Genomic DNA, 26,752 nt, shown 5'->3' on the forward strand with positions numbered 1-26,752 from the left:
CTGATCCCTTCCCGAACTCAGAAGTGAAACCTCTTTGCGCTGATGGTAGTGTGGGATTACCCATGTGAGAGTAAGTCATCGCCAGCATCTTATTCTTAAAAGCCCCCTCAATCGAGGGGGCTTTTTTTATGCGCGTTTTCATGAAATTGCTATGTATTGAAGATGAAACTTGGTTTTTAACATTTTTTTTGGCATGCTTGAACACAGCATCATTTTAAAAATCATAAGGACGTTTCAATCATGACAGGTCAAAAGCAATTTGAAACCATCGAAAATAAAGGTATTGCTGTCTATAACAACAATGCTGAAGCGATTGGGAATACGCCATTAATTCGAATTAATCGAATTATTACAGGTGGTGCGACAGTGCTTGCAAAAATTGAAGGCCGAAACCCTGCATTTTCGGTGAAATGCCGTGTAGGTGCTGCTTTAATTCAAGATGCTGAAGCCAAAGGTACTTTAAAAGCAGGCATGCACATTGTAGAGCCAACCAGTGGCAATACAGGAATTGCATTGGCTTATGTTGCTGCAGCAAAAGGATATCCAATTACATTGACTATGCCAGCAAGCATGAGTCTTGAGCGTCGTAAAGTGTTAAAAGCACTTGGTGCAAATTTAGTGCTTACAGAGCCTGCAAAAGGTATGAAAGGTGCTGTAGATGAAGCTGTGCGTTTAGCCACAGAGAACCCAGCACTTTATTTCTTACCACAACAGTTTGATAACCCTGCTAACCCTAAAATCCATGAAGACACCACAGGCCCAGAGATTTGGCAAGCCACTCAAGGTCAGGTAGATATTCTCGTCTCAGGTGTTGGTACAGGTGGGACCATTACAGGGGTATCAAATTACTTTGAAAAAATACAACATCAGCCGCTATATTCTGTTGCAGTTGAACCGCTTGAGTCCCCAATTATTACTCAAACTAAAGCAGGACAATCCATCACACCTGCTCCGCATAAAATTCAAGGGATTGGCGCTAACTTTATTCCTAAAAACTTAGATTTAGATATTGTTGATGAAGTAGTAACAGTCAGTAGTGCAGATGCAGTTCATTGGGCAAGGGAGTGTGCATTAAAAGAAGGTATCTTGGTGGGTATTTCTTGTGGTGCAGCACTATCAGCAGCAGCTCAGCTTGCAGAGCGCCCAGAAAATAAAGATAAGACCATTGTTGTGATTCTACCTGATAGTGGTGAGCGTTATTTATCTTCAGTATTATTTGAACATTTAAATGAAGATGCATCATAAGATTAAAAAAAGGGCTTCATAAGAAGCCCTTTTAAGTTATTCAGGTAATACAGCAACTGCAGTCATTTCTACTAAAACATCAGGCGAATAAAGCTTTGCTTCAACGCAAGTTCGTGCAGGTGGATGCTCAGGATCAATCCATGCATCCCACAATGCATTCATCGCTTGATAATCTTTTTCGATATCTTTTAAATAAATAGTTACAGACAGAATATGACTTTTATTGCTGCCAGCATCAGCAAGAAATCGATCAATATTATTCAGCGTTTGCTGAGTTTGGGAGTGAATATCTTGTGATACATCATCTGCCAATTGCCCAGCCAAATGAATTAAACCGTTATATATCGCAGCCTCACAAAACCGTGATGTTTTATGGATACGTTGGATGGTCATAGGTCTTCCTTTTGATAACCGTTTTAATTTACTGTAAGCATTTTTAAGTGATGGAGCAAGTTGTCTATTACATTAAAGGCAGTTGCAAATGTCCGTTAATGCTTTCCAATTGATACACTGCCACTCCAATCAAACGAAATGTGGCGTTAGGTAATATGGCTTGCTCTGCCAATAGCAGTTGAATTGCTTGCCTCAGTTGGCTTAACGACGTGATTGCAGTATAAAATCGTTTACTATGCTGAATAATACTAAATTGGCTGGTTTTCAATTTGATTGATACACCATAAGCTTGCAATTGCTTCTCGATTAAAATATTCCAAACTTTTTCGCTTAACTGAAGCCAATATAAATCACATGCTGAAATTGGACGGTTATCATCAAATGTAGTTTCTTTAGAGATCCGTTGCCTTAGACGTTCCGACTCAACAGGTCGGTCATCTATTCCTTGGCTATATAACAACAGTTGTTTACCATATTTTCCGAAATGATGGGTCAGAAAAGCTTCTGAGCTATGCTGAACATCAGCCAAGGTTTCTAAACCTAACTGCTTAAGTTTCTGCTGAGTGACTTTTCCAACCCCGGGAATTTTATGCAAAGGCAAATCATGCAAAAAGTTTGCGACTTGGCTCGGCTTAATCACAAATAAACCACTTGGTTTATGCCAATCAGAGGCAATTTTTGCCAATAGTTTATTAGGCGCAACCCCTGCAGAGGCAGTTAACCCTGTTTGTTCAAAAATATCTTTTTGAATTTGGGCTGCCACTTCTGTGGCACTACTCAGTTGTTTTAAATTGGTGGTCACATCCAAATAAGCTTCATCTAAAGACAAGGGCTCAACAATATGAGTATATTGCTTAAAAATGCGGTGAATCTCTTGTGACACGCTTTGATACATTTCAAAGTGAGGTTCGACCACCACCACTTGAGGACACAATTGCCGAGCTTTGCTCATTGGCATGGCAGAACGTAAACCAAATTGCCGTGCAGGATAAGACGCAGTTAATATAACAGCTCGTGGGTGATGTGAGCTCACCACAACAGGCAAATGCAATAACTCAGGTCGATTCCGAAGTTCGACCGAAGCATAAAAAGAATCCATATCAATATGAATAATTTTACGGATGATTTAACTCCTGATGATCTAAATATTGAAGATAACTTTGCCAATGGTCTTGTGTGCTTCGATAAACATTCACATCGACCATACCTAAAATTCCCGGAATACGACCGTGTTTACTGTATTGCCAAAGAAACCAGCTACGCTGATCTTTAAGCTGAGGTTCATCGGCTTGATAATGTCGAATCCACAAGGGGGTATGTAAGAATTGACCTTGTAGAACAATATGATAAAAGTTTTCTGAAGTATAAAAAATAGGCTGTTTGCGGTAATGCTGTTTTAACAGATCATGCATGATTTGGATCTCACGAAGCAGCTGTGCTCGTGAGTATTTTTGAATGCATATTGTATCATATTCAAGGTCAATAACAGGCGGTAATGCGTTTATTTTGTTTGGCACAGTGGCCATAAAATGTTCTGCTTGAACACGCCCTGCAGTACATAAACGATAGAAATGATAGGCTCCTATACGAAACCCATGTTCTCTTGCATTTAACCAATTGTCTTGAAATTTAGGGTCTTCGTAGTCACCACCTTCTGTGGCTTTAATATAAACAAATTGGTATTGATGACGTGGAATTTTAGACCAAGTAATTTGTCCTTGATGATGTGAAACATCAAAGCCATAAACGCTATACGATTTGGCGGTGCTAAACACAGGGAATGCACCAAATACAATCATGAGTAGTAAAATAAGCATTCGTGTACATCTAAAAACGAATGGAAAGTGTGCTGACACAATACATGTCCTCATGACAAATTTTGCAATAAGTGTGTGGTTTAAATAATGAATTTGACTATTGTATGTCAAATTCAGCTCAGATCATGTATTTTATCGTAAGGTCAATAAAAACAGATATAAAGATTGTGCTGTATTCATACATAAGGATGAAAAAAATGTCTTCTCATGCAACAGCGTATTTAACTCATTATTTGTCATCACATGATGTGAAATACACCATATTAAGTCATTCTGCCGAAGGTAAAAGTGAAGAGGTTGCACAGATACGTGGTACTCATGTCGGACAAGGCGCAAAAGCATTGGTCTGTAAAGTAAAAGAAAAATTTACGCCACAATATGTGTTGGCAATTGTTCCAGGTGATACCCAATTGGACTTTAAGCAATTGGCTCAGGCAGTAGGCGCCAAAAAAATTTCGATGGCGAGTATTGACGACGTGTATGCTTTAACACAATGTATTCCGGGCACTGTACCCCCTTTTTCATTTCATGATGATTTAAAATTGGTTGCGGATCCCTCTTTATTTGAACGCTTTGACACCATCGCATTTAACGCATGTGCATTAGATCGATCGATTCTCTTGGCATCTGCTGATTATTTAAAGTTAACCACGCCATTTTTGGTGTCAATTATTAAGTCCAATCCTGTTACATCATAAAAACTACTGTGAAAGCAATTGCTTGCTTTGATTCAATGTGTAGTGGTCATAGAGGTTTAAAGTACAATTTGATGCAGTCATTTGTAATGAATACATCGAATAATTTCAATGTATGATAAATTTAAATCAAGTTTATTGTTATCGGCAAGGATCGCAAGCATGATTGTTGTACATCATTTAGAAAAATCACGATCGTTTCGAATTTTATGGGCATTGGAAGAATTGGGGTTGCCTTATCAAATTCAATATTATCGTCGTACTCCTGAATATGCTGCACCACAGGCTTTAAAGCAAATTCACACACTCGGAAAAGCACCAATATTGACTGACCAACAAGCTGTTTTGGTGGAATCAGGTGCTATTTTAGAGTATTTACAATCGGCTTATGACCAAGCAAATCATTTTAAGCCACAGCAAAAATCAGAGTTACAGCAATATTTATTTTGGCTTCATTATGCTGAAGGCTCGTTTATGCCGCTTTTGGTCTTTAATTTAATTTTAAATTTATCATTAAAGCGCGTACCTTTTGTGGTAAAACCGATCACTAAAAAATATGTAGAAGGCTTGCAGCAAGAAGCCATTCATCCACGTTTAAGTGATCATGTTACGTATGTAGAACACTTTTTGGCATCACATGATTATGTTGCAGGGGAATTTTCTTTTGCAGATATTCAAATGAGTTTTCCTTTAACTGCACTTGTGAGCCGAGAGGCTTTTGATGTTCCACATGTTGAGCGCTATTTAGCGCGTATTAAAGAACGTCCTGCTTATCAGCGTGCTTTGAAAAAAGAGCAAGCGCTGAACGAACATGGCGCATAATCCTCATTGAGGTCTAAACGTTGGATCGTTAATTGATGCCAATTGGCTCAGTAAGACATCGGCTTACGAAGCGCAGATGGGGAATAACCAAAATGCTTTTTAAACCGAATACTAAAATGACTTGCTGAGCTAAAACCGCAATTGAGTGCAATATCAGTTAACGCATGCCGTGTAGAAACAATTTGTGCATGTGCTTTTTGCAAGCGTTGCTGCATGACATATTGATGGGGTGAAATATGCATAGAGGCAGTGAAAAGATGTGCGAAATGATATTCGCTTAATCCAAGCTCTTGTGCCAAATCGCTTAGTGTGAGCGCATGGTCAAGATGGTCTTCGATCCATTGTTGAATATACTTTAATTGATAAGGCGATAGTTTGCCTTTGGATATGGGTGCTTGCCAAGACACACTACTGTATTGTTTGATCAAATGGATTAAGAGCATATGTGCAGCATGGCTCATTTCTAAGTGGTTTTCGGTTTGATCCCAAGCTTGGGTTAAAAAGCATTGTCGATAAATCGAAGCCACTTTGGCATCAAACACAAATGCATGGTCTTGTAACTTGATTTGGCTTGGCTCTTTGTCCCATATTTGCATGGCCAAGCGTTCAATGTGTTGTTGGGTATAATATAAATGTACAAAGAATAAATCACCGCGAATATCCCAACTTGATGCGACATCTTGTGGCATCAGACAAAAATGATCAGGTCCGCCACCATTTTGCCAGCCTTGTGCTGTTTTTTGGTAGCTTTCATAGCCGCCTTGTACATACAAGCTCAGCGTATGATGGTTACTGCATACATTGACCTGATCTTGACAGTTATACCACGCCGCCAACTGCATGCCTGTCCCTAAAGGGGTGGAATGGATCAGTTGTGTTTTAAAACCTTGCAGTTGATCTAATATTTGATAGTGCATGGGCGACAGATTGGATAATTTTGAATCATCATTCTAAAATTGATTGATCATTAAAGTAAAGCTGCTTCACTACATCGCAAGAATAGACAAGTGATGCCAAGAATATGGAAGTTTAAGAATACTGTAATCGAGCATAATACAGTTTTTGTGATCAAAGGAGTTGTTCATGGGCTTAAATATCACCTTATATGCGCTAATCGTGATTATTTGGGGAACCACATGGCGCGCAATTACATTACAACAATATAGTGATATTGCACCTTTGGTGGCTGTATTTTGGCGTTTTATTATTGCAGCTGTGTTGCTACTTGCGGTGCTGCGTTTCATGAATCGATTAACTCGGTTGTCATGGGTTGATCATGCATGGTGTGGCTTACAAGGCAGTTGTGTATTTGGTTTTAATTTCATTTGTTTTTATACCGCAATTGATTATATGAATAGTGGCTTAGAGTCGATTATTTTTTCAATGGCAGTATTATTTAATACCCTGAATAGTCGACTGTTTTTTAAGCAGGCTATTCCACCTCGATTTTATGCAGCAATGGCTTTTGGTCTTGCAGGTGTTGTAGCATTATTTTGGCATGATGTTCAAAGTACTGTGTTCCAGATCGACACAGTAAAAGGTGTCACCTTATGCTTTTTAGGTACATATGGCTTTTCATTAGGCAATATGTTGAGTTTAAAGCACCAGAAAAAAGGCTTAGATATTTTTACCACAACAGCGTATGCCATGTTATATGGCGCATTGCTGATGTTTGTGATTAATTTATTTGTCGCAAAACCTTTATTTCCTGTGATGCACAGTGTATCGGTTTGGGCAATTTTATATTTGGCAGTCTTGGGTTCTGTTGTTGGGTTCTGTGCTTATTTTTTCTTAATTGGTCGAATAGGTGCTGCAAATGCAGCCTACAGTACGCTGTTATTTCCGTTAGTGGCACTTGCAATTTCAACCGTATTTGAAGGTTATATGTGGTCAAGCAATGCAGTGCTAGGAATTGTTCTGATTCTATTGGGTAACGCGATTTTCTTTATTAAAAGAATACCGCGAGCTGTTATAAAACCCAGTTAATTTCGAATAACGATAGAATCAATACCACTGTTTTGTAAAGTTTGCTGTGCAGATAATGCCATTTGTTGGGTAGTGAATGGACCAGAAACCACGCGATACCACGTTTCACCACGTTCTACCACGGTAATCACATCAGCAGGTAATTTATTCATTAAAATTTCTGAGCGCCGTGCATCTGCTTTATCGGGATCAGTAAAACTTTTTACTTGTAAAAAGTAAACTGTAGTTGCTGCATCTTCAGGGACAGATGCACCAGCGGCTTTCGGTGCTGAAATAATCACGCTGTTATTGACCATTTGCCGAGTAGGTACTGCTTGCTCGGGAATAGGGGTCACTTGCTGACGTGGCAACTGATCATAGAAGCGATAATCATGGTTGGTTTCTTGCTGATCTTTTACATCAGTGCTTAATACATTGGTGGATGCTTTTACAGGTGACCATGGCTTCCACAGAATAAATGCTGTGGTGGCTGTAATCACCAAAAGGATAAAAAATAGCGTGTTTAGCCATTTCGACAAACGAGGCGGGTTAGACTCTTTTGATCGTTCAGATATACCTCGTTGAATTTTACCAAACACGCGATCTTCTCCTGATTACATTGATTGTGGTGCAGATACACCAAGCAATGTTAATCCGTTATGTAATACTTGTTGTACGTTTGCCGAAAGCAATAATCGTGCTTTGGTGAGTGCTTCATCATCACTCAGGACTTTATGTTCGTTATACCAAGCATGAAATAATGCGGCCAATTCTTTTAAATAATTGCCTACTTGGTGTGGCTCATATGCTGTTGCAGCACGATTAACCACATCAGGGAAAGCCGCTAATTTGGCTAAAATCGCAGTTTCAGCATCTAATTCAAGTTTAGATGCAAATTCACGAGCTTGTTCAAGATCAAATTGAATGCCTTGTGTTTTGGCTTTTTCAAGCATACGGCAGATTCGTGCATGGGCATATTGAATATAGTAAATGGCATTGTCTTTACTTTGTGAAACAGCCAAATCTAAATCAAAGTCAATATGTTGTTCGCTTTTACGCATAACATAGTAAAAACGTGCGGCATCATTTCCAACTTCTTGACGTAAATCGCGCAGCGTTACAAATTGACCAGAACGAGATGACATTTGCAACATTTGTCCGCCACGCCAAAGGCTCACAAACTGTACCAATAAGACTGTAAGTTTTGATGAGTCATAACCGAGTGCATCAATGGCTGCTTTAACGCGTTCAATATAGCCATGGTGATCTGAACCCCAAATATTCACTAAATGGGTATAACCACGTTGTAGCTTATTTAAATGGTAAGCAATGTCTGAGGCAAAGTAAGTCGGTTGGCCGTTACGGCGCTTAACCACACGGTCTTTTTCATCACCAAATTCAGTCGATTTAAACCAAATATTGCCGTCTTGTTCATATAAGAAACCACGTGTTTGCAAGGTTTCTAAGGCTTCTTCAATTTTATCGGCTAAAGTGGCTTCACTAAACCATTGGTTAAATGTTACGCCAAAATCGCTTAAATCGTCTTTAATGTCTTCTAAAATGGCATGTAATGCAGCTTGGTGAAAAATACGGTAGTTTGATTTTAATAATTGCTGTGCATTATAAATTAAGCCATCAATATGTTTTTCTTTATCGCCTGAAAGAACCACTTTATTGCCGTCTTGGTCGAGTTCTTCAGCATATTGCACATCTTCAGGCACATCACGATAAACATCTTCAACAGGGAAGACATATTCTGTGCCATCTTGGTTCAAAATTTCTTGTGCGATGTCTTTAACATAGTCACCCAAATAGGCATTTTTAGGAAATACCAGTGACTGACCTGCCAATTCTAAATAACGTAAATAGGTTGATGTGGCTAAAATGTCCATTTGACGCCCAGCATCATTGACATAGTATTCACGATCGACAGTTGCGCCTGTCGCTTCTAAAATATTGGCAACCGTCATGCCATAGGCTGCACCACGACCATGACCTACATGTAAGCTTGAAGTTGGATTGGCAGAAACAAATTCAACTTGTACTTTTTGGTCTTTATTTTTGTCTGTACGGCCAAATGCAGTTTTTTGAGTGTGAATTTGGTCAAGTACCGCATAGCGTTCATCGGCATTTAAAAAGAAGTTAATAAAGCCCGGGCCTGCAATTTCTGCTTTTTGAATTTCAGATACTGTTGGCAAAAGACTTAATATTTTTTCAGCCAAATCACGCGGTTTCATACCAGCAGCTTTTGATCCGACCATGGCAATATTTGACGCAAAATCACCGTGGCTGCGGTCTTTGGTTCGCGTTAATTGACTGCTATTTTTCCAATCTGAAGGAAGAATGTCCTGTGCAATAAGTGTTTGCACAGCATGGTCTAATGCTGCTTGGATGGCCGTATTCATATCTATCAAAAAACTGTTGCATAAAACAGTAAATATAACAAATTTACGGCGATTTAGGGAAAGGGATTTATAGCACTTTGGTTTAAATTGCAAAAGAACTTGAGCTTAAGTCTTTTGCATTGTATTTTATTTACCTTAATATTATGTTATAACATAACAATAGCAAGATTGAGGAATTATGATGCGAGCAAATATTCATCCCGACTACCAAAAAGTATTGTTTCATGACACCAATGCAGATGCGTATTTTGTCATTGGTTCAACCTTAAAACCAAGTCAAACCAAAGAATATGAAGGGGTGGTATATCCCTATGTGACTTTAGATATTTCAAGTGCATCACATCCGTTTTATACAGGTGCTGTACGTCAAGCAAGTAACGAAGGTCGTGTTGCAAACTTCAATCGTAAGTTTGCCCGCTTTGCCAAGAAAAAATAATTGTATGATCTAAATTCATTGTATTTCTCATTCAATACTTATAGGCACTGTAACGGGAATTTTGCATACGATTTATGCATTTTTGGTCAGATTTGGCATACCTATTTGTTTCAAAAACAATTAAGCTTAACGCGTGATATGCCTTTAACGTCGCGAACCTAGAAGATGTGAGAATACAATGAATGCAGAGCAAACCCATAAACGTCCACTTTATATTCCTTATGCTGGAAACACTTTACTTGAACTGCCTTTATTGAATAAAGGCTCTGCGTTTAGTGAAGATGAGCGACTGCGGTTTAATCTGCATGGTCTACTCCCCAACGTCATTGAAACCATTGAAGAGCAAAGTCAGCGTGTCTACCAACAATATAGCGCGTTTAACAGTGACATCAATAAACACATCTATTTAAGAAACATTCAAGACACCAACGAAACTTTGTTTTTTCGTGTGTTAGAAGAGCGTCTTGAAGAAATGATGCCAATCATTTACACGCCAACAGTGGGCGAGGCATGTCAACGTTTCTCTGATATTTATCGTCGCCATCGCGGTATTTTTATCTCTTATCCTGACCGTAATCATATTGATGACACCTTACAAAATGTAAATCGTAAAAATGTCAAAGTGATTGTGATTACAGATGGTGAGCGTATTTTAGGCCTAGGTGACCAAGGCATTGGCGGTATGGGTATTCCAATTGGTAAGTTATCGCTATACACCGCATGTGGTGGTATTAGCCCTGCCTATACATTACCGATCACAATTGATGTTGGAACCAATAATCAACAATTGCTGAATGACCCAATTTATATGGGCTGGCGTCAGCCACGTATTACGGGAGATGAATATTATGAATTTGTGGATGAGCTGATTCGTGGTATTCGTCGCCGTTGGCCAAAGGCTTTAATTCAGTTTGAAGATTTTGCTCAAAAAAATGCATTGCCTTTACTCAATAAATACCGTCACCAAATTTGTTGTTTTAATGATGATATTCAAGGTACTGCAGCAGTATCAGTCGGCAGTTTAATTGCAGCCAGCCGTGCAGCCGGAAAATTATTAAAAGACCAAAAAATTGTCTTTTTAGGGTCAGGTTCGGCAGGGTGTGGTATTGCAGAACAGATTGTTGCACAAATGGTTGCAGAAGGCTTAACCGATGAAGCTGCTCGTGAACGCGTCTTTATGGTCGACCGTTTTGGACTGATCACCGACAACCAACCTAATATTTTAGATTTTCAGAAAAAACTCGCACAAAAAACCGCAGCAGTTGCAGCGTGGACTCGTGAAATAGACACCATCTCTTTATTAGATGTGGTACAGAATGTTAAGCCGACAGTGCTTATTGGCGTATCAGGTCAACCTGGTTTATTCACTGAAGAAATTGTCAGAACCATGGGGCAACATTGTGAACGTCCAATTATTTTCCCATTATCTAATCCAACTTCACGTGCAGAAGCTGTACCCGCTGACATTATGCAGTGGACGGAAGGTCGTGCATTGATTGCAACAGGCAGCCCATTTGCGCCAGTCAATTATCAAGGTAAATTACATCAAATTGTACAGTGTAATAATTCTTATATTTTTCCAGGCATTGGTTTGGGCGTGATTGCATCGGGTGCAACACGTGTGACAGACAGCATGCTCATGGCATCAAGCAATGCACTTGCAGATTGCTCGCCACTTTTACATGACAGTGAAGGTGATTTATTGCCAAATGTGGGTGATATTAAAGCTGTGTCTAAAAAAATTGCTTTTAAAGTGGCAAAAGCGGCTATTGAAGCAGGTGTTGCCGCAGAAGTTTCAGATGAGATTTTAGAGAAAAGTATTCAGGATAATTTTTGGACGCCAGAATATCGTCAATATAAACGTATTCCATTTTAATAAGGCATCATGTATTGCATTGCAACTGCATTATAAGCCATGTTACAAATGACCTCACATGAGGTCATTTGTACTTTAAAGTAAATAAATATATATTATGGTCACATCAAACACAGCTGGATGTGCATGGTGTTGGGCAAATAATGTTCCAATTTTAGGAAAAGGTGTCAGTATGAGCGAAGTTAAAAAGCCACATTCAAAAGGATGGACAGGCGTCATTATTGCAACAGTACTTGGTGTTTTATTTTTAGGTTTTTTATTCTTATCAATGCAGCATGATACAAAGAATGTAAACCAATATTCCAAGACATGGGCAGGGGATAAACAAGAAACCAGCCCAATGGCCAGCATGCCAATGAGTAGTGATGACTCAAAAATGCAACACCATGGACATTGATATTCAAAAAGGCGATTGATTCGCCTTTTTTTATTGTTTAATAAGTCGATGTAAATGTGGTGATCATTAGATCATTAATGGCTTAAAATAAATACAAATAATAAAATAAGTTGTTTAAAATAAATGACTTGTATTTACTTTTTTTGCGGTTTTAGTGCTTAAAATCTGCTTGAATATTTATGCAGAATCCATAGCGCGGTTTGCAAGAAGTAGTTATGATTTAAAGGTAAACCAAGTGTGGTTTATAAATGAATGGGTACAGGCAATGCAATCAATCAAGCCTATAATTGATTGAGTGGTGATATGATTCATTTGCCTTACCTAAAACTGTAAAAGGTCAGGGAATATATGACACACCTTTCTTATGTCAATGAAAACACAGATGCTTGGCAAACTTATTTAGCGCAAATTGATCGTGTTGCGCCTCACCTTGGTGAGCTTGCTTATTATTTAGATACATTAAAAAGACCAAAGCGTACATTAATTGTTGATGTACCATTGGTTATGGATGATGGCTCAATCCAACATTTTGAAGGTTACCGTGTTCAACACAATTTATCACGTGGGCCAGGTAAAGGTGGTATTCGCTATCACCCAAGCGTTGACCTCAATGAAGTGATGGCGCTTTCAGCATGGATGACAATTAAAACAGCTGTGTTAAATCTACCTTTTGGTGGGGCGAAAGGTGGTGTACGCGTTGATCCAAGCAAACTCTCAACACGTGAGCTTGAACGTTTAACACGCCGTTTTACAACAGAAATTAGTCCAATTATTGGACCACAAAAAGACATTCCAGCACCAGATGTGGGTACAAATCCAAATATTATGGGTTGGATGATGGACACTTATTCAACCACACAAGGTCATACCGTCACAGGTGTCGTGACAGGTAAACCTGTACATTTAGGTGGTTCGCTTGGACGTGTTCGTGCAACTGGACGTGGCGTATTTGTTACTGGTTTAGAAGCTGCTAAAAAAATTAACTTAACCATTGAAAACAGTAAAGTTGTGGTACAAGGTTTTGGTAATGTCGGCAGTGAAGCTGCGTACTTATTTAACCAAGCCAATGCTCAAGTGGTTGCAGTACAAGACCATACAGGCACAATTTTCAATCCAAATGGTATTGATATTAAAGCGCTGCAAAAATATGTTGAAGAACATCGTGGTCTTGCAGGCTTTAGCGGTGCAGAACCAATTGATAACGAAGCGCTTTGGGATGTTGAAATGGACATTTTTGTTCCAGCAGCATTAGAAGGTCAAATTACTGTTGAACGTGCAAAACGCTTAACGGCTAAATTGGTATTAGAAGGTGCAAATGGTCCAACTTACCCAGCTGCAGATGATATTCTGATTGAACGTGGTGTTACCATTGTTCCAGATGTGATTTGTAATGCGGGTGGTGTCACAGTCAGTTACTTCGAATGGGTACAAGACATGGCAAGCTATTTCTGGACAGAAGATGAAATTAACCAGCGTCTTGATAAACTGATGATTCAAGCAATTGCTGATGTATGGGCAATGGCAGATCAAAAATCATGTAGCTTACGGACTGCAGCATATATCTTAGCGTGTGAGCGAATCTTAATTGCACGTAAAGAGCGCGGAATTTTCCCAGGCTAAACGATCCTCTTTCATCACAATATGGGCGATCAATAGATCGCCCATATTGTTAATGATCATATAAAATTTACCAATGAACGATGGTTCATTGAATCCATAGATGTCAATGCAGGAAGTACAACCGAGGTGAACATGCAAAATCAAATCACAAGACAACATTTTGATGACTGGATGGTACCAGTTTTCGCGCCAGCCGAATTTATTTTGACTCGAGGACAAGGCTCACGCGTTTGGGATCAAAATGAAAAAGAATATATTGATTTTGCAGGTGGTATTGCAGTCAACGCATTAGGTCATGCACACCCTGTTGCAGTTAATGCCTTAACTGAGCAAGCACAAAAGCTTTGGCATGTGAGTAATGTCTATACCAACGAACCTGCATTACGTTTAGCACGCAATTTGGTGACCCATACCTTTGCAGATAAAGTCTTTTTTTGTAATTCGGGTGCTGAAGCCAATGAAGCTGCATTAAAATTAGCACGTAAAATTGGCTTACTGAGCCAACAACCGAATAAAAACCAAATTATTGCGTTTAATAATGCATTTCACGGCCGTACGCTATTTACAGTTACCGCAGGTGGACAAAGCAAATATTCACAAGACTTTGCTCCGCTACCAGGTGGCATTACGCATGTCAATTACAATGACTTAGATGCCGTAAAAGCCATCATTTCAGAGCAAACTTGTGCTGTCATTGTGGAGCCAATTCAAGGTGAGGGTGGTGTGGTTCCTGCACATCTTGAGTTTTTACAAGGCTTACGTACATTATGTGATGAGTTTGGTGCCGTACTCATTTTTGATGAAGTACAAACAGGGGTAGGCCGTACAGGTGAACTTTATGCTTATATGCATACTGGTGTCACACCAGATATTTTAACCACAGCCAAAGCATTGGGTGGTGGGTTTCCAATTGCTGCCATGCTCACCACAGACCATTTTGCCAAGCAATATGCTGTTGGTGATCATGGGACCACATATGGTGGTAATCCATTGGCATGTGCAGTTGCCAATGCAGTCTTTGAATATGTAAACACCCCTGAAGTATTTACAGCGGTTCAAAGAAGCCATGAGCAGTTTGTTGCAGGGTTAAATATACTTAATGAAAGCCATGCTATTTTTAAAGAAATTCGTGGTCAAGGCTTACTCATTGGCTGTGTATTAAATGATGACTATGCAGGTAAAGCAGGACAGCTGATGAACCTGGCCAGCGATCATGGTTTATTGGTACTTGTAGCTGGACCTCAAGTTATTCGCTTTGCACCGGCTTTAACCATTACCGCACAAGACATTGATGATGGTTTACAGCGCTTTGATCAAGCTATTCAGCAATTTTTACAATAATTATTGCAGTAAATTAAAGAGCAGGCTTCTGCTCTTTTTTTATGATAAAAATAAAGTGTTTAAGCCTATTGTTTATGTGTAATACATAGTTCACCCATCTGCATATCTTAGTCTACTTCTATATTTAGTTTACCGTTTAGACAAATGTATAATGGCAGACAAATAGTATAGCTGCCATGCTCACTTTGACAAACAAGGCAAGGATGTCTGTCAACCGAGGATAATAATAGAAACCAAGGACAGTAAAATGAGTACAGAATATAGTGCGCAAGAAAAGCGCAGCCGAATTAGCGGCATTGTAGGTGCCGCTTCAGGCAATCTTGTTGAGTGGTTTGATTTTTACATCTATGCCGTATTTGCGGTCTACTTTACCCATGCATTAACTGCACCTGATATGGATGACACCACCAAGTCCATTTATGTATGGGGGGTATTTGCCGCCAGTTTTTTTATGCGTCCAATTGGAAGTTGGTTTTTTGGACGCCTTGCCGACCAGCATGGCAGAAAAAAATCCATGGTGGTATCCATTTGCGTGATGGCCGTGAGCTCTTTTTTATTTGCACTTTTACCCACTTATGAACAAGTGGGGTTGTTGGCTCCCTTTTTGCTATTGCTGGTGCGCTTATTACAAGGACTCTCTGTGGGTGGTGAATATGGTGCTGTTGCAACGTATATGAGTGAAATTGGACTCAAAGGACGAAAAGGCTTTTTTTCATCTTTTCAGTATGTGACTTTATCTGGTGGGCAACTACTTGCTAGCCTTTTAAGCGTGATTATGCTTGCTTTTTTAACCAAAGCCCAATTAGAAGCAGGGTGGTGGCGTTTGCCTTTTGTGATTGGTGGTTGTGCCGCATTGGTTTCATTGTTTGCACGCCGTCATTTAGAAGAAACATTATCAACAAAAGACAGTCATCAAGAGGGCTCAGGAACTTTACGTGAGCTGTTTAAAAACCATTGGAAACGATTTTTGTTAGTGGTGGGGTATACTTCGGCAGGATCGCTTGCCTTTTATACCATCACCGTATATTCAAAAACTTATTTAAGTAATACCCTTGGGCTGGCTGATCAAACAGTGGGTTATATCATGACCTTATGTTTATTGGTGTTTATGATTGCTCAGCCTTTTTTTGGCATATTTGCTGATCGCTTAGGTCGGCGCACAGCGATGCTTGCATTTAGCGGTTTATTAGCCATTTTTATTTACCCTGTTATGGCAATTGCAATGCCTTATTTTGCAAGCCAAGTTTGGCTTGTGGCCATATTATTGGTCTTTATGATGTTAATTTTAAGTTTTTATACCTCTATTAGTGGACTTGTAAAAGCCGAGATGTTTCCCACCCACGTTCGCGCTTTAGGGGTTGGTTTTTCTTATGCAGTCGGTAATGCACTTTTTGGCGGTTCTGCACCCTCTTTAGCATTACAATTTAAAGCAGTTGGGTTTGAGAATATCTTTTTTATTTATGTCAGCATCATGCTTATGATCTGTTTTTTATGCAGCCTTGCCATTCCAAAAGACCCAGAGTATTTGCATCAAGAACCATAATGCTGTTTGAGCCAATACAAAAATTAAAAATCTTTGCTTTAATCTAAAGCTCGTGTTTATACATCATGTATAAAATTTAGAATGAAGCAATACTTTGAAAATAAGAACAGGATATCGGATGAAAACATTAGGTTTAATTGGTGGAATGAGCTGGGAGTCTACAGCCATTTATTACCAACATATCAATAAAGCCATACAACAACGGCTCGGTGGCTTTCATTCAGCAAAAATAATATTGAGCAGTGTCAATTTTGCTGAAATTGAGCAATTACAACGTCAAAACCTGTGGCATGTTGCCGGTGAGCAGTTAAAAAGCGAAGCACTACGCTTGCAACATGCAGGAGCTGATGCAATTGTTTTATGCACAAATACCATGCATTTGGTGGCGCCTCAAATAGAAGATGCTTTGTCTATTCCATTTCTTCATATTATTGATGCAACAGCTGCTGCAATATGCCAGCAGGATATCCAATGTGTTGGTCTTTTGGGTACATCCTTTACGATGGAGCAACCTTTCTATACGACTCGTTTGCAAGAACATGGTTTGGTTGTCAAACAACCTGACGCAGCATCACGCGCTGAAATTCATCGAGTAATCTATGAAGAGCTGTGCCAAGGGCAGGTTATAGCGGCATCAAAACAGCATTATGTTGATGTCATTAAACAGCTTAAACAACAAGGTGCAGAAGCCATTATTTTAGGATGTACAGAGATTGGGATGTTATTGCCAGACGCATCTATTTTAGATTTACCATTATTTGACACAACACATATTCATATTGCAACAGCAGTTGAATTTGCACTTTCAAGGTAAAAATTAGCTTTTTAGGGGATGGCTTTGATAAGCCAATTCACGTAATTCATGAACAAAAATAACATATTGCAATATAATGCTTGATGAAATTGAGGTACAGTTTAAAGCAATAAGGATAAAAATTATAAAAAGGATGATGACGTGCCGTTTACCATTTCCCATGCTGTCCTTGCTGTACCTCTTGCTCGATTAAGCCGAGATCGACTCCCTGTTGCTGCACTTGCAATAGGGTGTATGACACCTGATCTGATTCGTTTAATTGCAAGAGATGACCGTAATATATCGCATCAATGGTCTTCCATTTTATTTCCAGATGTATTCATCGGTATTGCATTTTCATTGTTGTGGTACATGTTGTACCGGCCCTATTTATACAAAATATTTGCTATTCAAGATAAAATTGTACTTGCAAATTTACAGGTAAAATTGCGGTTTTTGGGCATGTCTGTTGTTGCTATTATTTTAGGAATTATTACCCATTTACTTTGGGATGGTTTTACCCATGCCGATGCCCGAACGCTATTGTTTTATAATCAGCTTGCACAGCCAATACATATTTTTGGCATAGACACATCAATTCATATGTTAGTGCAACTGTTAAGCTCGATCATTCCATTGCCAATTATTATACTGATGCTGATACGCTATTATCGCCGTTATGGGACAGACAGTATTTTAGTTAACCGCGATGCCATTCTTTTAAATGGCGTTATTGTTTTATTGGTGGGATGTGTATTTTTAATAGAAACTTTTAATACAGATACTTTGGCGTCAGACCCTTACCATACTATTGGCGACAGTATTATATATTTCTTTAAAGGTTTTATGCTTGCACTTACCACACTGAGTCTATTTAACCAAGTTCAAAAACGTATTATGTAAATGTAATCTGTTTAAACTCAGTGTTATTCACAACCAATATATTTTAAGCTTTTATAATATTTGGTTTTTTATGGGAAAATTCAATATAAATTAAATAAAATAGCCTCAATTACAAAATTGTCTGTAATATTTAGACTATTATCTATTTAGCTGTTTTTAAAGGTAAATCAAATGAATTACATCTTTTTTTTACAGTATATTTTATAAATTGATCAAAACTAAAGCATGAAATCATTAATAAAAACAAATTAAATAGTGCACAGCGCTTGGAATATATGAAAATTAGACTATTATAAGTCAAATAAAATTTATTACAGTCTGCCTTAAAGTGATAAAAGTGAATTACTCTAAAATTTTTATAATTGGTTGTTTAGCTGCAAGTCTTAGTAGTTGCGCATTACTTTCCGGGCTTCAAACATATAATATTCCTGCACAAGGGACATTTAAAACAGACTTAGGCACCGTTGTAGATGTGATTCCACTTAATCAGGAAACCATTTTAGCGACTCGACCTGCCGAGACGAATACACGTGCACAATTTGCCCAGCTTTTTAATGTACAACAAAACATTTATAAATTAGTTCCAGGCGATGTACTGTCCATTCAATTATGGAACTACCCTGAAATTGCACCACCTATTGCAACTAGTAATGATCAAACTATTCAATCATATGGCTACCCAATTGACCAAGAGGGCTTTATTCAATTACCTCTAGTCGGGCGTTATAAAGTACAAGGCAAAACGTTAGCGCAGGCAAACAAAGAAATGCGTCAACTGTTTGGCCGTTACTTAAAAAGTCCTGATGTTGTGGTGCGCGTGATTGCATATCAGGGTAGCCGCTATTCAGTACAAGGCAATGTGCAAAAAAGTGGCCAATATTACTTAACCGACCAGCCTGTAAATTTATATGCTGCACTGGGTGCTGCAGGTGGGGTTACCACAACAGGTGACAGCACGTCTATCTCCCTCACCCGTAATGGTCAGACGTATAACTTAAATACAGTGGCTTTAGAGCGTTCAGGTTTATCACTCAATAAATTGCTTATTCAGCCAAACGATACTGTTTATGTAAATGCCAAAGCAGACAATAAAATTTACTTAATTGGCGAAGCAGGCCGTAATCAGGCGATGCCAATGCGAGACCAAGGCATGACCTTGTCTGACGTTTTGGGTGAAGGCTTGGGCATAGACCCGAATGCTGCCAATTCAAGTAAAATTTATGTGGTCAGAAACAATTTGCAAAGCCGTGGTACAGCCATTTATCAAATGAACTTAACAAATATTGGTGATCTCAGCATTGCAAACCAATTCACCATGCAGCGCAATGACATTGTTTATGTGGATGCAACCGGCTTAACACGTTGGCAGCGTATTGTGAACCAAATTGTTCCATTCTCAAGCACCTTAACCAGTATTAACCAGCTTGGAACGAGGTAATACATTATGCAAATTAAAAATGTATTGGTGGTCTGTATTGGTAACATCTGCCGAAGCCCCATTGGTGAGTACATGCTTAAAAAGCAGTGTCCGCATTTGAATGTGTCATCTGCAGGGATTGCTGCATTGGTGGGTTATCCTGCGGATGACAAAGCCAAGGCCACAGCACAACGCTTTGATATTGACTTATCGCCCCATGTGGCACGCTTACTAAATAAAGACTTGGTGTCTCAAGCAGACATTATATTGGTCATGAGCCAGCGTCAGCAAAAACATGTTGAAAGTACTTGGCCTGCTGCAAAAGGAAAAACCTTTCGTTTGGGTCATTGGCAAGATAAAAACATTGCAGACCCTTACAAGCAAGATCAGCATGTATTTGATGAGACCTGTAATTTAATTACAGCGTGTGTAGAAGATTGGAATAAAAAATTAACAAATTGATGCGGATGCTATGAGCTATTCAACAGTAAAGCCAGAAGATACAATTGATTTAAAAAGTTTGGTACTTTCTTTAATCGCCCAGTGGAAACTAATCCTTGTTTGCATATTATTAAGTTTAGTGTTCGCCATTTTATATTTAAGAGTAACGCCAAAAATATATGCTGTGGATGCCATGGTTCAAGTAGAGGATAAAAGTGGAGCTTCTTCTGCACTGCTCGGTAAAGATCTATCAAGTATTATGAGCGGTGGAGTAGGTGGCTCACAAATATCTGATGGTGAAGTCGAAATTCTAAAATCACGCTTGGTGCTTGGAAAAACCATTCAGCAACTTAATTTAGATATTGATATTACTCCTGAGAGCAACTCTTTTTTAAAAAAACTAGTTAGCCCAATTTCATTTGAAAACCTGTATTCTGCAAATGGCTTACAAGTGAATGATTCTAATCATTCATTTGTTGTTAAAAAATATAAAGTACCACAAGCTTATTTAGACCAAAAATTATTACTCACTTTTTCTCAAAATATATATACTTTAACTGATGGTAATCATATTCTTCTAAAAGGACAGTTAAATAAATTAGAAGTGAAAAACACCCCTAATGGCGGTGCGTTTGAAGTACAAATAGACAGTGCCAACAACAACTTAAATACAAGTTATTATATTTCAAAATATGCTATTAATACTGCGACTAATCGTTTTTTAGAAAGTTATTCAGTACAAGAAAAAGGCAAACAAACTAGTATTTTGGGCCTAACTTTTCAAGGCACGGATAAAGCATTAATTACCGAAGCGTTAAATTTAGTACTAGTCAATTACAAGCAACAAAATATTGAAAGTAATTCTGCACAAAAAGCTCAAACTTTATCTTTTTTAAATAAGCAATTGCCTGAGCTAAAACAAGACTTAGATGTTGCAGAAAAAGTATTTAACCGTTTTCGTGAAAAAAACAATACGGTTGATGTGAACCAAGAGGCACAGCTATTTCTAAAGCAAAGCATTGATTTAGAAATGCAAAACATTGTTTTAAAAGAAAAACAAGCAGAGCTTGCTGCCAAATATACAGCACAGCACCCAATGCTATTACAGGTTAATGCACAAATTGCTGCCATTACAGGTAAAATTGCAGAGTTAAATGCCAGTCTCAAGCGCTTACCAGAAACGCAAAGACAGTACTTACAGCTATACCGCGAGGTAGAAGTTAAAAACCAACTTTATACCAATCTTTTAAATACTTACCAAACATTAAGTGTGGCAAAAGCAGGTGAAATTGGTAATGTACGTATTATTGATACAGCCATTGAGCCTGTGAAATCGATTAAACCACGCTCTTTAATGATTCTTTCTTTATCTATTATTATTGGCGCTTTTTTAGGTGTAGTACTTGCTTTAGCACGTAATTTAATGCACTCAGGCATTAAAGATACTGCTGAAATTGAAGCGGAGTTTGATATACCTGTATATGCCACTATTCCCCGTTCAAACCAGCAACTATTAAAAGATAAGCTACTCAAAAAACGTGATCACGTGCCAGTACTTGCCTTAAAAGACAGTGATGACATTGCAGTTGAAAGCTTACGTAGCTTACGTACAGCCATTCATTTTGCCCTTGCAAAAACAGCCAACAAAGTCATTATGATTACAGGTGCATCACCTGCAGTGGGTAAGTCATTTATTTCATCTAACCTTGCAGCCATTTTAGCACAAAGTGGTAGCCGTATATTGCTTATAGATGGCGACATGCGCCGTGGCTATTTACATAAATACTTTAGCCATGCCAACGAAGAGGGGTTGTCAGAAGTGCTCACAGAAAAAGCAACCATACAACAGGTTGTTAAAACCACAGAGCTTGATAATTTACACTTTATTGGTCGTGGGAAAAACCCATCTCAGCCATCTGAATTATTAAATACTGGCCTTTTTGAGAAAATGCTTGAAACGCTAAAAAACGAGTATGACCATATTATTATCGATACACCACCTGTGCTTGCAGTAACTGATGCAACCATTGTGTCACAATTTAGTGATGTAAATTTATTAATTGTACGCTTTGCTAAAACAGACAAAAAAGAGTTAGAGTTAACATTAAACCGTTTCTTAAATTCAAACAGTCAAATTCATGGTGTAGTATTAAACGACATCTATCATAATGGTAGTTATGGCTATAGTTATAACTATACTTATGACTACAAAGCAAAAGAATAAATAACATGGCAACATATTTTTATAATTTGAGGGAACAGAATGAAATTACAAAAAAAATGGTTTATACCATTACTTACTGTGCTGTCATCTTCTACATTTGCACAAGCCTTTTTGCAAAATGATGAGAGTTTACGTTCAGACTTAGCTTGGTTAAACCAACAGGGTGTTATTCAGGTTAGTACGTCTACATGGCCGCTAAGTACAGATGCTCTAGAGAAAGCCCTTGCACACGCTGTACCACAAACCAAAGCCCAGCGCCTTGTTTTAGAGTCTGTCCAAAAAACGCTAGAAGCGAACCATCAATTGGCCACTGTACAATTAAAAGCAGGCACCACCAATAATCAGTTACCTGCAAATTTTGGTGCAGCAGATGTGTCGCAATACCAAGCGGGTTTAACTGTGCAAAAAAGCGCTGAACAATGGGATGTGCATATTCAAGGCAATGCAGAAAGCAAACAGCGTATAGACAATGGCAATAAATTTAACTTAGATGGCTCATATGTGGCAGGCAAGCTGTGGAACCAATGGGTAAGCTTTGGTGCTATTCCTGTGTATTGGGGCCCCGGGCACGATGGCAGCTTAATCCGTGGTGATGCAACACGCCCAGTGGTTGGCTTTCTAGCCCAACGTGCAGAACAAGATGCTTTTGAAACCAAATGGCTGTCGTGGCTTGGCCCTTGGCAATACCAACTGTTTGCAGGCCAACTACAAAAATATACTGCTGTGCCAAACACACGCCTTTTAGGCATGCGAGTGACCATCCAGCCGTTGCCTTACTTAGAGTTGGGTGCATCCCGAACATTTCAAATTGGTGGTGATGGACAACCAGACAGTGCAAAAGCCTATTGGAATGCCTTTGTTGGAAAAGACAACAACTGTTCAAATGCAGGTTGTGTAAATGACCAAAATGCATCTAACCAGCTTGGTGGTTTTGATGCACGGTTAAATTTACAGCCATTACTACAGCTGCCTATTAGTATATATGGACAAATGATTGGTGAAGATGAGTCAGGCAAACTACCATCGAGAAATACTTACCTTGCTGGCGCAGACTATTCCTCAAGCTATAAGCAATTGCCATATCAAGTGTATGCAGAGTGGGCAGATACTCGCACCAGCGGTAAAGTAATGGGTTATACCTATAACCATCACCAATATACAGATGGTTATTACCAGTATGGTTATCCACTTGGCCACAGTACAGGGGGCGACAGTGAAATGTATTCGGTAGGCGGTAATATTCAAGTCGATCCAATCAATAGAATCACTGGCCGTATTTTATATGCAAAAGTGAATCAATCAAACTCACCAACTGACCAAGCGTTCTCTCAGGATGACACACTTAAAGCGCTTGAATTGGGCTGGAGCAATCAGCTAAAAACAGGTGTGATTGTGCAAGTTAATGGTTGGGTCAGTGATTCTGACCATTTAGCACGAGATCACGGTGCGTCAATTCGTGTGAAATTCCCTTTATCTTTTTAATGTTAAGTCGTGGTGCTGAATGAATATTTTAGTCACAGGTGGTGCAGGTTTTATTGGTTCTGCTGTTGTCCGCCATATAATTCAAAATACAACACATAATGTATTAAATGTAGACAAATTAACCTATGCAGGAAATTTAGAGTCACTAGCATCTGTTGCAGACAACGAGCGCTATCAGTTTTCACAAACTGACATTTGTAATCGTGAGCAATTAGACCAATTGTTTCAAGAGTTTAAACCACATGCCGTAATGCATTTGGCAGCAGAGTCACATGTTGACCGTTCAATTACAGGTTCAAAAGACTTTATCGAAACCAATATTATTGGTACATACCAATTGTTAGAAGCAGCACGTCAATATTGGGGTGGTTTAGACAGTACCGCACAAAATACGTTTAGGTTTCATCATATTTCAACAGATGAAGTATATGGCGACTTAGAAGGTACAGACGACTTATTTTTAGAAACAACGCCTTATGCGCCAAGCTCGCCATATTCTGCGAGTAAAGCAAGTTCTGACCATTTGGTACGTGCATGGCACAGAACTTATGGCTTACCTGTAGTCATTACCAACTGTTCAAACAACTATGGGCCATACCATTTTCCTGAAAAATTAATTCCCCTCATTATTTTAAATGCACTTGCAGGAAAACCATTACCTGTATATGGCAATGGTGAGCAAATTCGCGATTGGTTATATGTCGAAGATCATGCACGTGCACTCTATAAAGTGGTTACAGAAGCAGAAGTTGGAGAAACCTATAATATTGGTGGGCACAATGAGCAAAAAAATATAGATGTCGTGAAAGAAATTTGTAAATTACTTGAAGAGCTTGCGCCAAATAAGCCTGAAGGTTTAAATCAATACCAAGACTTAATTACCTATGTGAAAGACCGTCCAGGGCACGACTTACGTTATGCAATTGATGCCGGTAAAATAGAGCGCGATTTAGGCTGGACACCAAACGAGAGTTTTGAAACTGGGCTAAGAAAAACTGTGCAATGGTATCTTGAAAACACCCAATGGGTAGAGCATGTACAAAGTGGTGCATATCAAAATTGGTTACAAACACAGTATAAGTAAAATACAGTTTTAAATTTTCAAAATGAGAAAAAAATGAAAATTTTGCTATTAGGAAAAAATGGACAAGTTGGTTGGGAGTTACAACGTGCTCTACAACCACTTGGTCATGTAGTGGCTTTGGATCGCCAAATAAATAATGACCTATTGGTTTCTGGCGATGTAAGCCAACTTGACCACATCAAAAAAATATTTGAGGTGGTTCAGCCTGATGTTGTTGTCAATGCAACCGCATATACAGCAGTAGACCGGGCAGAAACAGAACAAAGCGCTGCAGATTTAATTAATCATTTGGCAGTGAAAGTACTTGCTGAACAAGCAAAACAGCACAATGCACTTCTTGTGCATTATTCAACCGACTATGTGTTTCAAGGGCATGGTACACAAGCATGGGTTGAAACAGATGTAACCGCACCAAACAATGTTTATGGCCACACCAAACGTGCAGGTGAGCTTGCATTAGAGCAGTCAGGCGCTCGTTTTTTAAATTTTAGAACCAGTTGGGTTTATGGTACGCATGGTCATAATTTCATTAAAACCATGCTTAAACTTGCACAAAGTAAAGAAGAGCTGAGCATTATTGATGACCAAATTGGTGCACCAACAAGTGCCAGCTTAATTGCAGATGTCACAGCACAAGTGCTACGTTATTACTTGCTTAATCACCAGCAACAAGCAGCGTTACATGGGCATTACCATTTAGCACCAAAAGGTGAAACATCTTGGTTTGACTATGCAAATTATATTTTTGCAACAGCAAAAGCAAAAGGTGCACCGTTGGCAATTCAACGCGTACAGCGTGTTGCAACAGAAAATTATCCAACACCTGCTAAGCGACCTTTAAATTCAAGACTTAATACCGATAAAATTCAAAACACATTTAAAATAAATTTACCAGATTGGCAGCAAGGTGTAGAACACACGCTGGGAGAAATACTATGACAACTCAAACAGTAAATCGAAAAGGCATTATTTTAGCAGGTGGTTCAGGTACGCGTTTATACCCAATTACCATGGGAACGTCTAAACAGCTGTTGCCAATTTATGACAAACCAATGATTTACTATCCATTGTCTGTGTTAATGTTGGCAGGAATCAACGAAATTCTAATTATATCTACACCAGAAGATTTGCCGAATTTTGAGAAGCTATTGGGTACAGGTGAAGCACTTGGCATTAAATTGTCGTATAAAGTACAGCCTTCACCAGATGGTTTAGCACAAGCCTTTATTTTAGGTGAAGAATTTATTGGTGAAGATAACGTTTGTTTAATTTTAGGCGATAACATTTTTTATGGTCAGCATTTTAGCGATCAATTAAAACGTGCAGCCAATCAAACAAGTGGTGCAACTGTATTTGGTTACTATGTTAATGACCCTGAGCGTTTTGGCGTAGTTGACTTTGATGCAAGCGGTAAAGCGTTAAGCATTGAAGAAAAACCAGAGCAGCCTAAGTCAAATTATGCTGTAACAGGGCTATATTTCTATGACAACAGCGTTGTAGACATCGCGAAAAATATTCAACCTTCACACCGTGGTGAATTAGAAATTACCGATGTTAATAATGTGTACTTGCAGCAAGAGAAACTTAATGTAGAAGTGCTTGGACGCGGTTTTGCATGGCTAGATACAGGTACACATGACTCATTATTAGAAGCGAGTCAGTTTGTTCAAACCATTGAACATAGACAAGGGCTTAAAGTTGCTAGCTTAGAAGAAATTTCTTTTAACAATGGTTGGATTAACGCAGACCAATTGTTAGCACGTGGTCAATTCTTTAAAAAGACAGGCTATGGCCAATACCTGCTAAAACTGCATCAAGAACACCAAAGCAAGTAAGTAATTTAATAAGTAAAA

Annotated in this window: 25 protein-coding genes and 1 rRNA gene; 20 read left to right on the forward strand and 6 right to left on the reverse strand. The window is 38.8% G+C overall.

Going from position 1 to position 26,752, the window contains the following annotated elements; all coding sequences use genetic code 11:
- A 5S ribosomal RNA gene (rrf, locus tag CFY84_RS09440) occupies nt 1-87 on the forward strand; the annotation flags it as partial.
- A gap of 153 nt (nt 88-240) precedes the next feature.
- Complete coding sequence (gene cysK / locus CFY84_RS09445; RefSeq protein WP_088824074.1) at nt 241-1,245, forward strand: cysteine synthase A; 1,005 nt, start codon at nt 241-243, stop codon at nt 1,243-1,245.
- 36 nt (nt 1,246-1,281) lie between these two features.
- Here the strand turns inward: cysK and CFY84_RS09450 are convergent, their stop codons facing one another.
- The 3 genes from CFY84_RS09450 to CFY84_RS09460 form a co-directional block, all read right to left on the reverse strand.
- Complete coding sequence (locus CFY84_RS09450; protein ID WP_088824075.1) at nt 1,282-1,638, reverse strand: RidA family protein; 357 nt, start codon at nt 1,636-1,638, stop codon at nt 1,282-1,284.
- A gap of 67 nt (nt 1,639-1,705) precedes the next feature.
- Nucleotides 1,706-2,761, reverse strand: coding sequence for a DNA polymerase IV (dinB, locus tag CFY84_RS09455; RefSeq protein ID WP_088824077.1), 1,056 nt, complete (start codon nt 2,759-2,761; stop codon nt 1,706-1,708).
- Nucleotides 2,754-3,455 carry a glycoside hydrolase family 25 protein gene (locus tag CFY84_RS09460; protein ID WP_228149634.1) on the reverse strand — a complete coding sequence of 234 codons (702 nt, stop codon included), beginning with the start codon at nt 3,453-3,455 and terminating at the stop codon, nt 2,754-2,756. The genes dinB and CFY84_RS09460 overlap by 8 nt, the downstream gene beginning before the upstream one ends.
- 197 nt (nt 3,456-3,652) lie before the next feature.
- Here CFY84_RS09460 and CFY84_RS09465 point away from each other — a divergent pair, with 197 nt between their 5' ends.
- Complete coding sequence (locus CFY84_RS09465; protein WP_088824079.1) at nt 3,653-4,153, forward strand: YbaK/EbsC family protein; 501 nt, start codon at nt 3,653-3,655, stop codon at nt 4,151-4,153.
- A 159-nt stretch (nt 4,154-4,312) separates the two neighbouring features.
- Entirely contained in the window at nt 4,313-4,972 is a 660-nt protein-coding gene (locus CFY84_RS09470; protein ID WP_088824081.1) for a glutathione S-transferase family protein, read from the forward strand.
- 47 nt (nt 4,973-5,019) lie between these two features.
- On the opposite strand, the gene CFY84_RS09475 is transcribed toward CFY84_RS09470, so the two are convergent.
- The gene (locus CFY84_RS09475) at nt 5,020-5,889 is read right to left on the reverse strand and encodes a helix-turn-helix domain-containing protein (protein WP_088824082.1); all 870 of its coding nucleotides are present in this window, start codon (nt 5,887-5,889) and stop codon (nt 5,020-5,022) included.
- 166 nt (nt 5,890-6,055) lie between these two features.
- Here CFY84_RS09475 and CFY84_RS09480 point away from each other — a divergent pair, with 166 nt between their 5' ends.
- A complete protein-coding gene (locus tag CFY84_RS09480; RefSeq protein ID WP_088824084.1) occupies nt 6,056-6,958 on the forward strand; it encodes a DMT family transporter in 903 nt (300 codons plus the stop codon).
- On the opposite strand, the gene CFY84_RS09485 is transcribed toward CFY84_RS09480, so the two are convergent.
- Complete coding sequence (locus tag CFY84_RS09485) at nt 6,955-7,536, reverse strand: SPOR domain-containing protein (RefSeq protein ID WP_088824086.1); 582 nt, start codon at nt 7,534-7,536, stop codon at nt 6,955-6,957. The genes CFY84_RS09480 and CFY84_RS09485 overlap by 4 nt on opposite strands.
- Nucleotides 7,537-7,551: 15 nt before the next feature.
- Nucleotides 7,552-9,342 (reverse strand): arginine--tRNA ligase, encoded by a 1,791-nt coding sequence (gene argS, locus CFY84_RS09490; RefSeq protein WP_088824088.1) that lies wholly within the window; start codon nt 9,340-9,342, stop codon nt 7,552-7,554.
- 181 nt (nt 9,343-9,523) lie between these two features.
- Between argS and CFY84_RS09495 the strand changes: the two genes are divergently transcribed.
- The 15 genes from CFY84_RS09495 to rfbA all read left to right on the forward strand — a co-directional run bounded on the left by CFY84_RS09495 (nt 9,524) and on the right by rfbA (nt 26,734).
- Nucleotides 9,524-9,778, forward strand: coding sequence for a type B 50S ribosomal protein L31 (locus tag CFY84_RS09495; RefSeq protein ID WP_088824089.1), 255 nt, complete (start codon nt 9,524-9,526; stop codon nt 9,776-9,778).
- Nucleotides 9,779-9,956: 178 nt separating this feature from the next.
- The gene (locus tag CFY84_RS09500) at nt 9,957-11,654 is read left to right on the forward strand and encodes an NAD-dependent malic enzyme (RefSeq protein WP_088824091.1); all 1,698 of its coding nucleotides are present in this window, start codon (nt 9,957-9,959) and stop codon (nt 11,652-11,654) included.
- A 172-nt stretch (nt 11,655-11,826) separates the two neighbouring features.
- Complete coding sequence (locus tag CFY84_RS09505) at nt 11,827-12,051, forward strand: hypothetical protein (RefSeq protein WP_143218782.1); 225 nt, start codon at nt 11,827-11,829, stop codon at nt 12,049-12,051.
- 348 nt (nt 12,052-12,399) lie between these two features.
- Nucleotides 12,400-13,671, forward strand: a complete 1,272-nt coding sequence (locus CFY84_RS09510) for a Glu/Leu/Phe/Val family dehydrogenase (protein ID WP_088824095.1) — start codon at nt 12,400-12,402, stop codon at nt 13,669-13,671.
- Nucleotides 13,672-13,803: 132 nt separating this feature from the next.
- Nucleotides 13,804-15,012: a bifunctional succinylornithine transaminase/acetylornithine transaminase gene (locus CFY84_RS09515; RefSeq protein WP_088824097.1), complete on the forward strand. Its 1,209-nt coding sequence runs from the start codon at nt 13,804-13,806 to the stop codon at nt 15,010-15,012.
- Nucleotides 15,013-15,259: 247 nt separating this feature from the next.
- Nucleotides 15,260-16,555 (forward strand): MFS transporter, encoded by a 1,296-nt coding sequence (locus CFY84_RS09520; protein ID WP_088824099.1) that lies wholly within the window; start codon nt 15,260-15,262, stop codon nt 16,553-16,555.
- A gap of 118 nt (nt 16,556-16,673) precedes the next feature.
- Nucleotides 16,674-17,369 carry an aspartate/glutamate racemase family protein gene (locus tag CFY84_RS09525; RefSeq protein ID WP_088824101.1) on the forward strand — a complete coding sequence of 232 codons (696 nt, stop codon included), beginning with the start codon at nt 16,674-16,676 and terminating at the stop codon, nt 17,367-17,369.
- 141 nt (nt 17,370-17,510) lie between these two features.
- Nucleotides 17,511-18,251 (forward strand): DUF4184 family protein, encoded by a 741-nt coding sequence (locus CFY84_RS09530; RefSeq protein ID WP_088824103.1) that lies wholly within the window; start codon nt 17,511-17,513, stop codon nt 18,249-18,251.
- A 337-nt stretch (nt 18,252-18,588) separates the two neighbouring features.
- A complete protein-coding gene (locus CFY84_RS09535) occupies nt 18,589-19,689 on the forward strand; it encodes a polysaccharide biosynthesis/export family protein (RefSeq protein ID WP_088824104.1) in 1,101 nt (366 codons plus the stop codon).
- A gap of 6 nt (nt 19,690-19,695) precedes the next feature.
- The gene (locus CFY84_RS09540; protein ID WP_088824106.1) at nt 19,696-20,130 is read left to right on the forward strand and encodes a low molecular weight protein-tyrosine-phosphatase; all 435 of its coding nucleotides are present in this window, start codon (nt 19,696-19,698) and stop codon (nt 20,128-20,130) included.
- 10 nt (nt 20,131-20,140) lie between these two features.
- Complete coding sequence (locus tag CFY84_RS09545) at nt 20,141-22,333, forward strand: polysaccharide biosynthesis tyrosine autokinase (RefSeq protein ID WP_088824108.1); 2,193 nt, start codon at nt 20,141-20,143, stop codon at nt 22,331-22,333.
- Between the two features lie 39 nt (nt 22,334-22,372).
- A complete protein-coding gene (locus CFY84_RS09550) occupies nt 22,373-23,815 on the forward strand; it encodes a capsule assembly Wzi family protein (protein WP_088824109.1) in 1,443 nt (480 codons plus the stop codon).
- A 19-nt stretch (nt 23,816-23,834) separates the two neighbouring features.
- On the forward strand, nt 23,835-24,899 hold the full coding sequence (gene rfbB / locus CFY84_RS09555; protein ID WP_088824111.1) for a dTDP-glucose 4,6-dehydratase: 1,065 nt from the start codon (nt 23,835-23,837) through the stop codon (nt 24,897-24,899).
- Between the two features lie 33 nt (nt 24,900-24,932).
- Nucleotides 24,933-25,838: a dTDP-4-dehydrorhamnose reductase gene (rfbD, locus tag CFY84_RS09560; RefSeq protein WP_088824113.1), complete on the forward strand. Its 906-nt coding sequence runs from the start codon at nt 24,933-24,935 to the stop codon at nt 25,836-25,838.
- Nucleotides 25,835-26,734, forward strand: coding sequence for a glucose-1-phosphate thymidylyltransferase RfbA (rfbA, locus tag CFY84_RS09565; RefSeq protein ID WP_088824114.1), 900 nt, complete (start codon nt 25,835-25,837; stop codon nt 26,732-26,734). The genes rfbD and rfbA overlap by 4 nt, the downstream gene beginning before the upstream one ends.
- The last annotated feature ends 18 nt before the right edge of the window (nt 26,735-26,752 follow it).

Origin of the sequence: Acinetobacter apis (genome assembly GCF_900197575.1) — a bacterium.
Classification (GTDB): domain Bacteria; phylum Pseudomonadota; class Gammaproteobacteria; order Pseudomonadales; family Moraxellaceae; genus Acinetobacter; species Acinetobacter apis.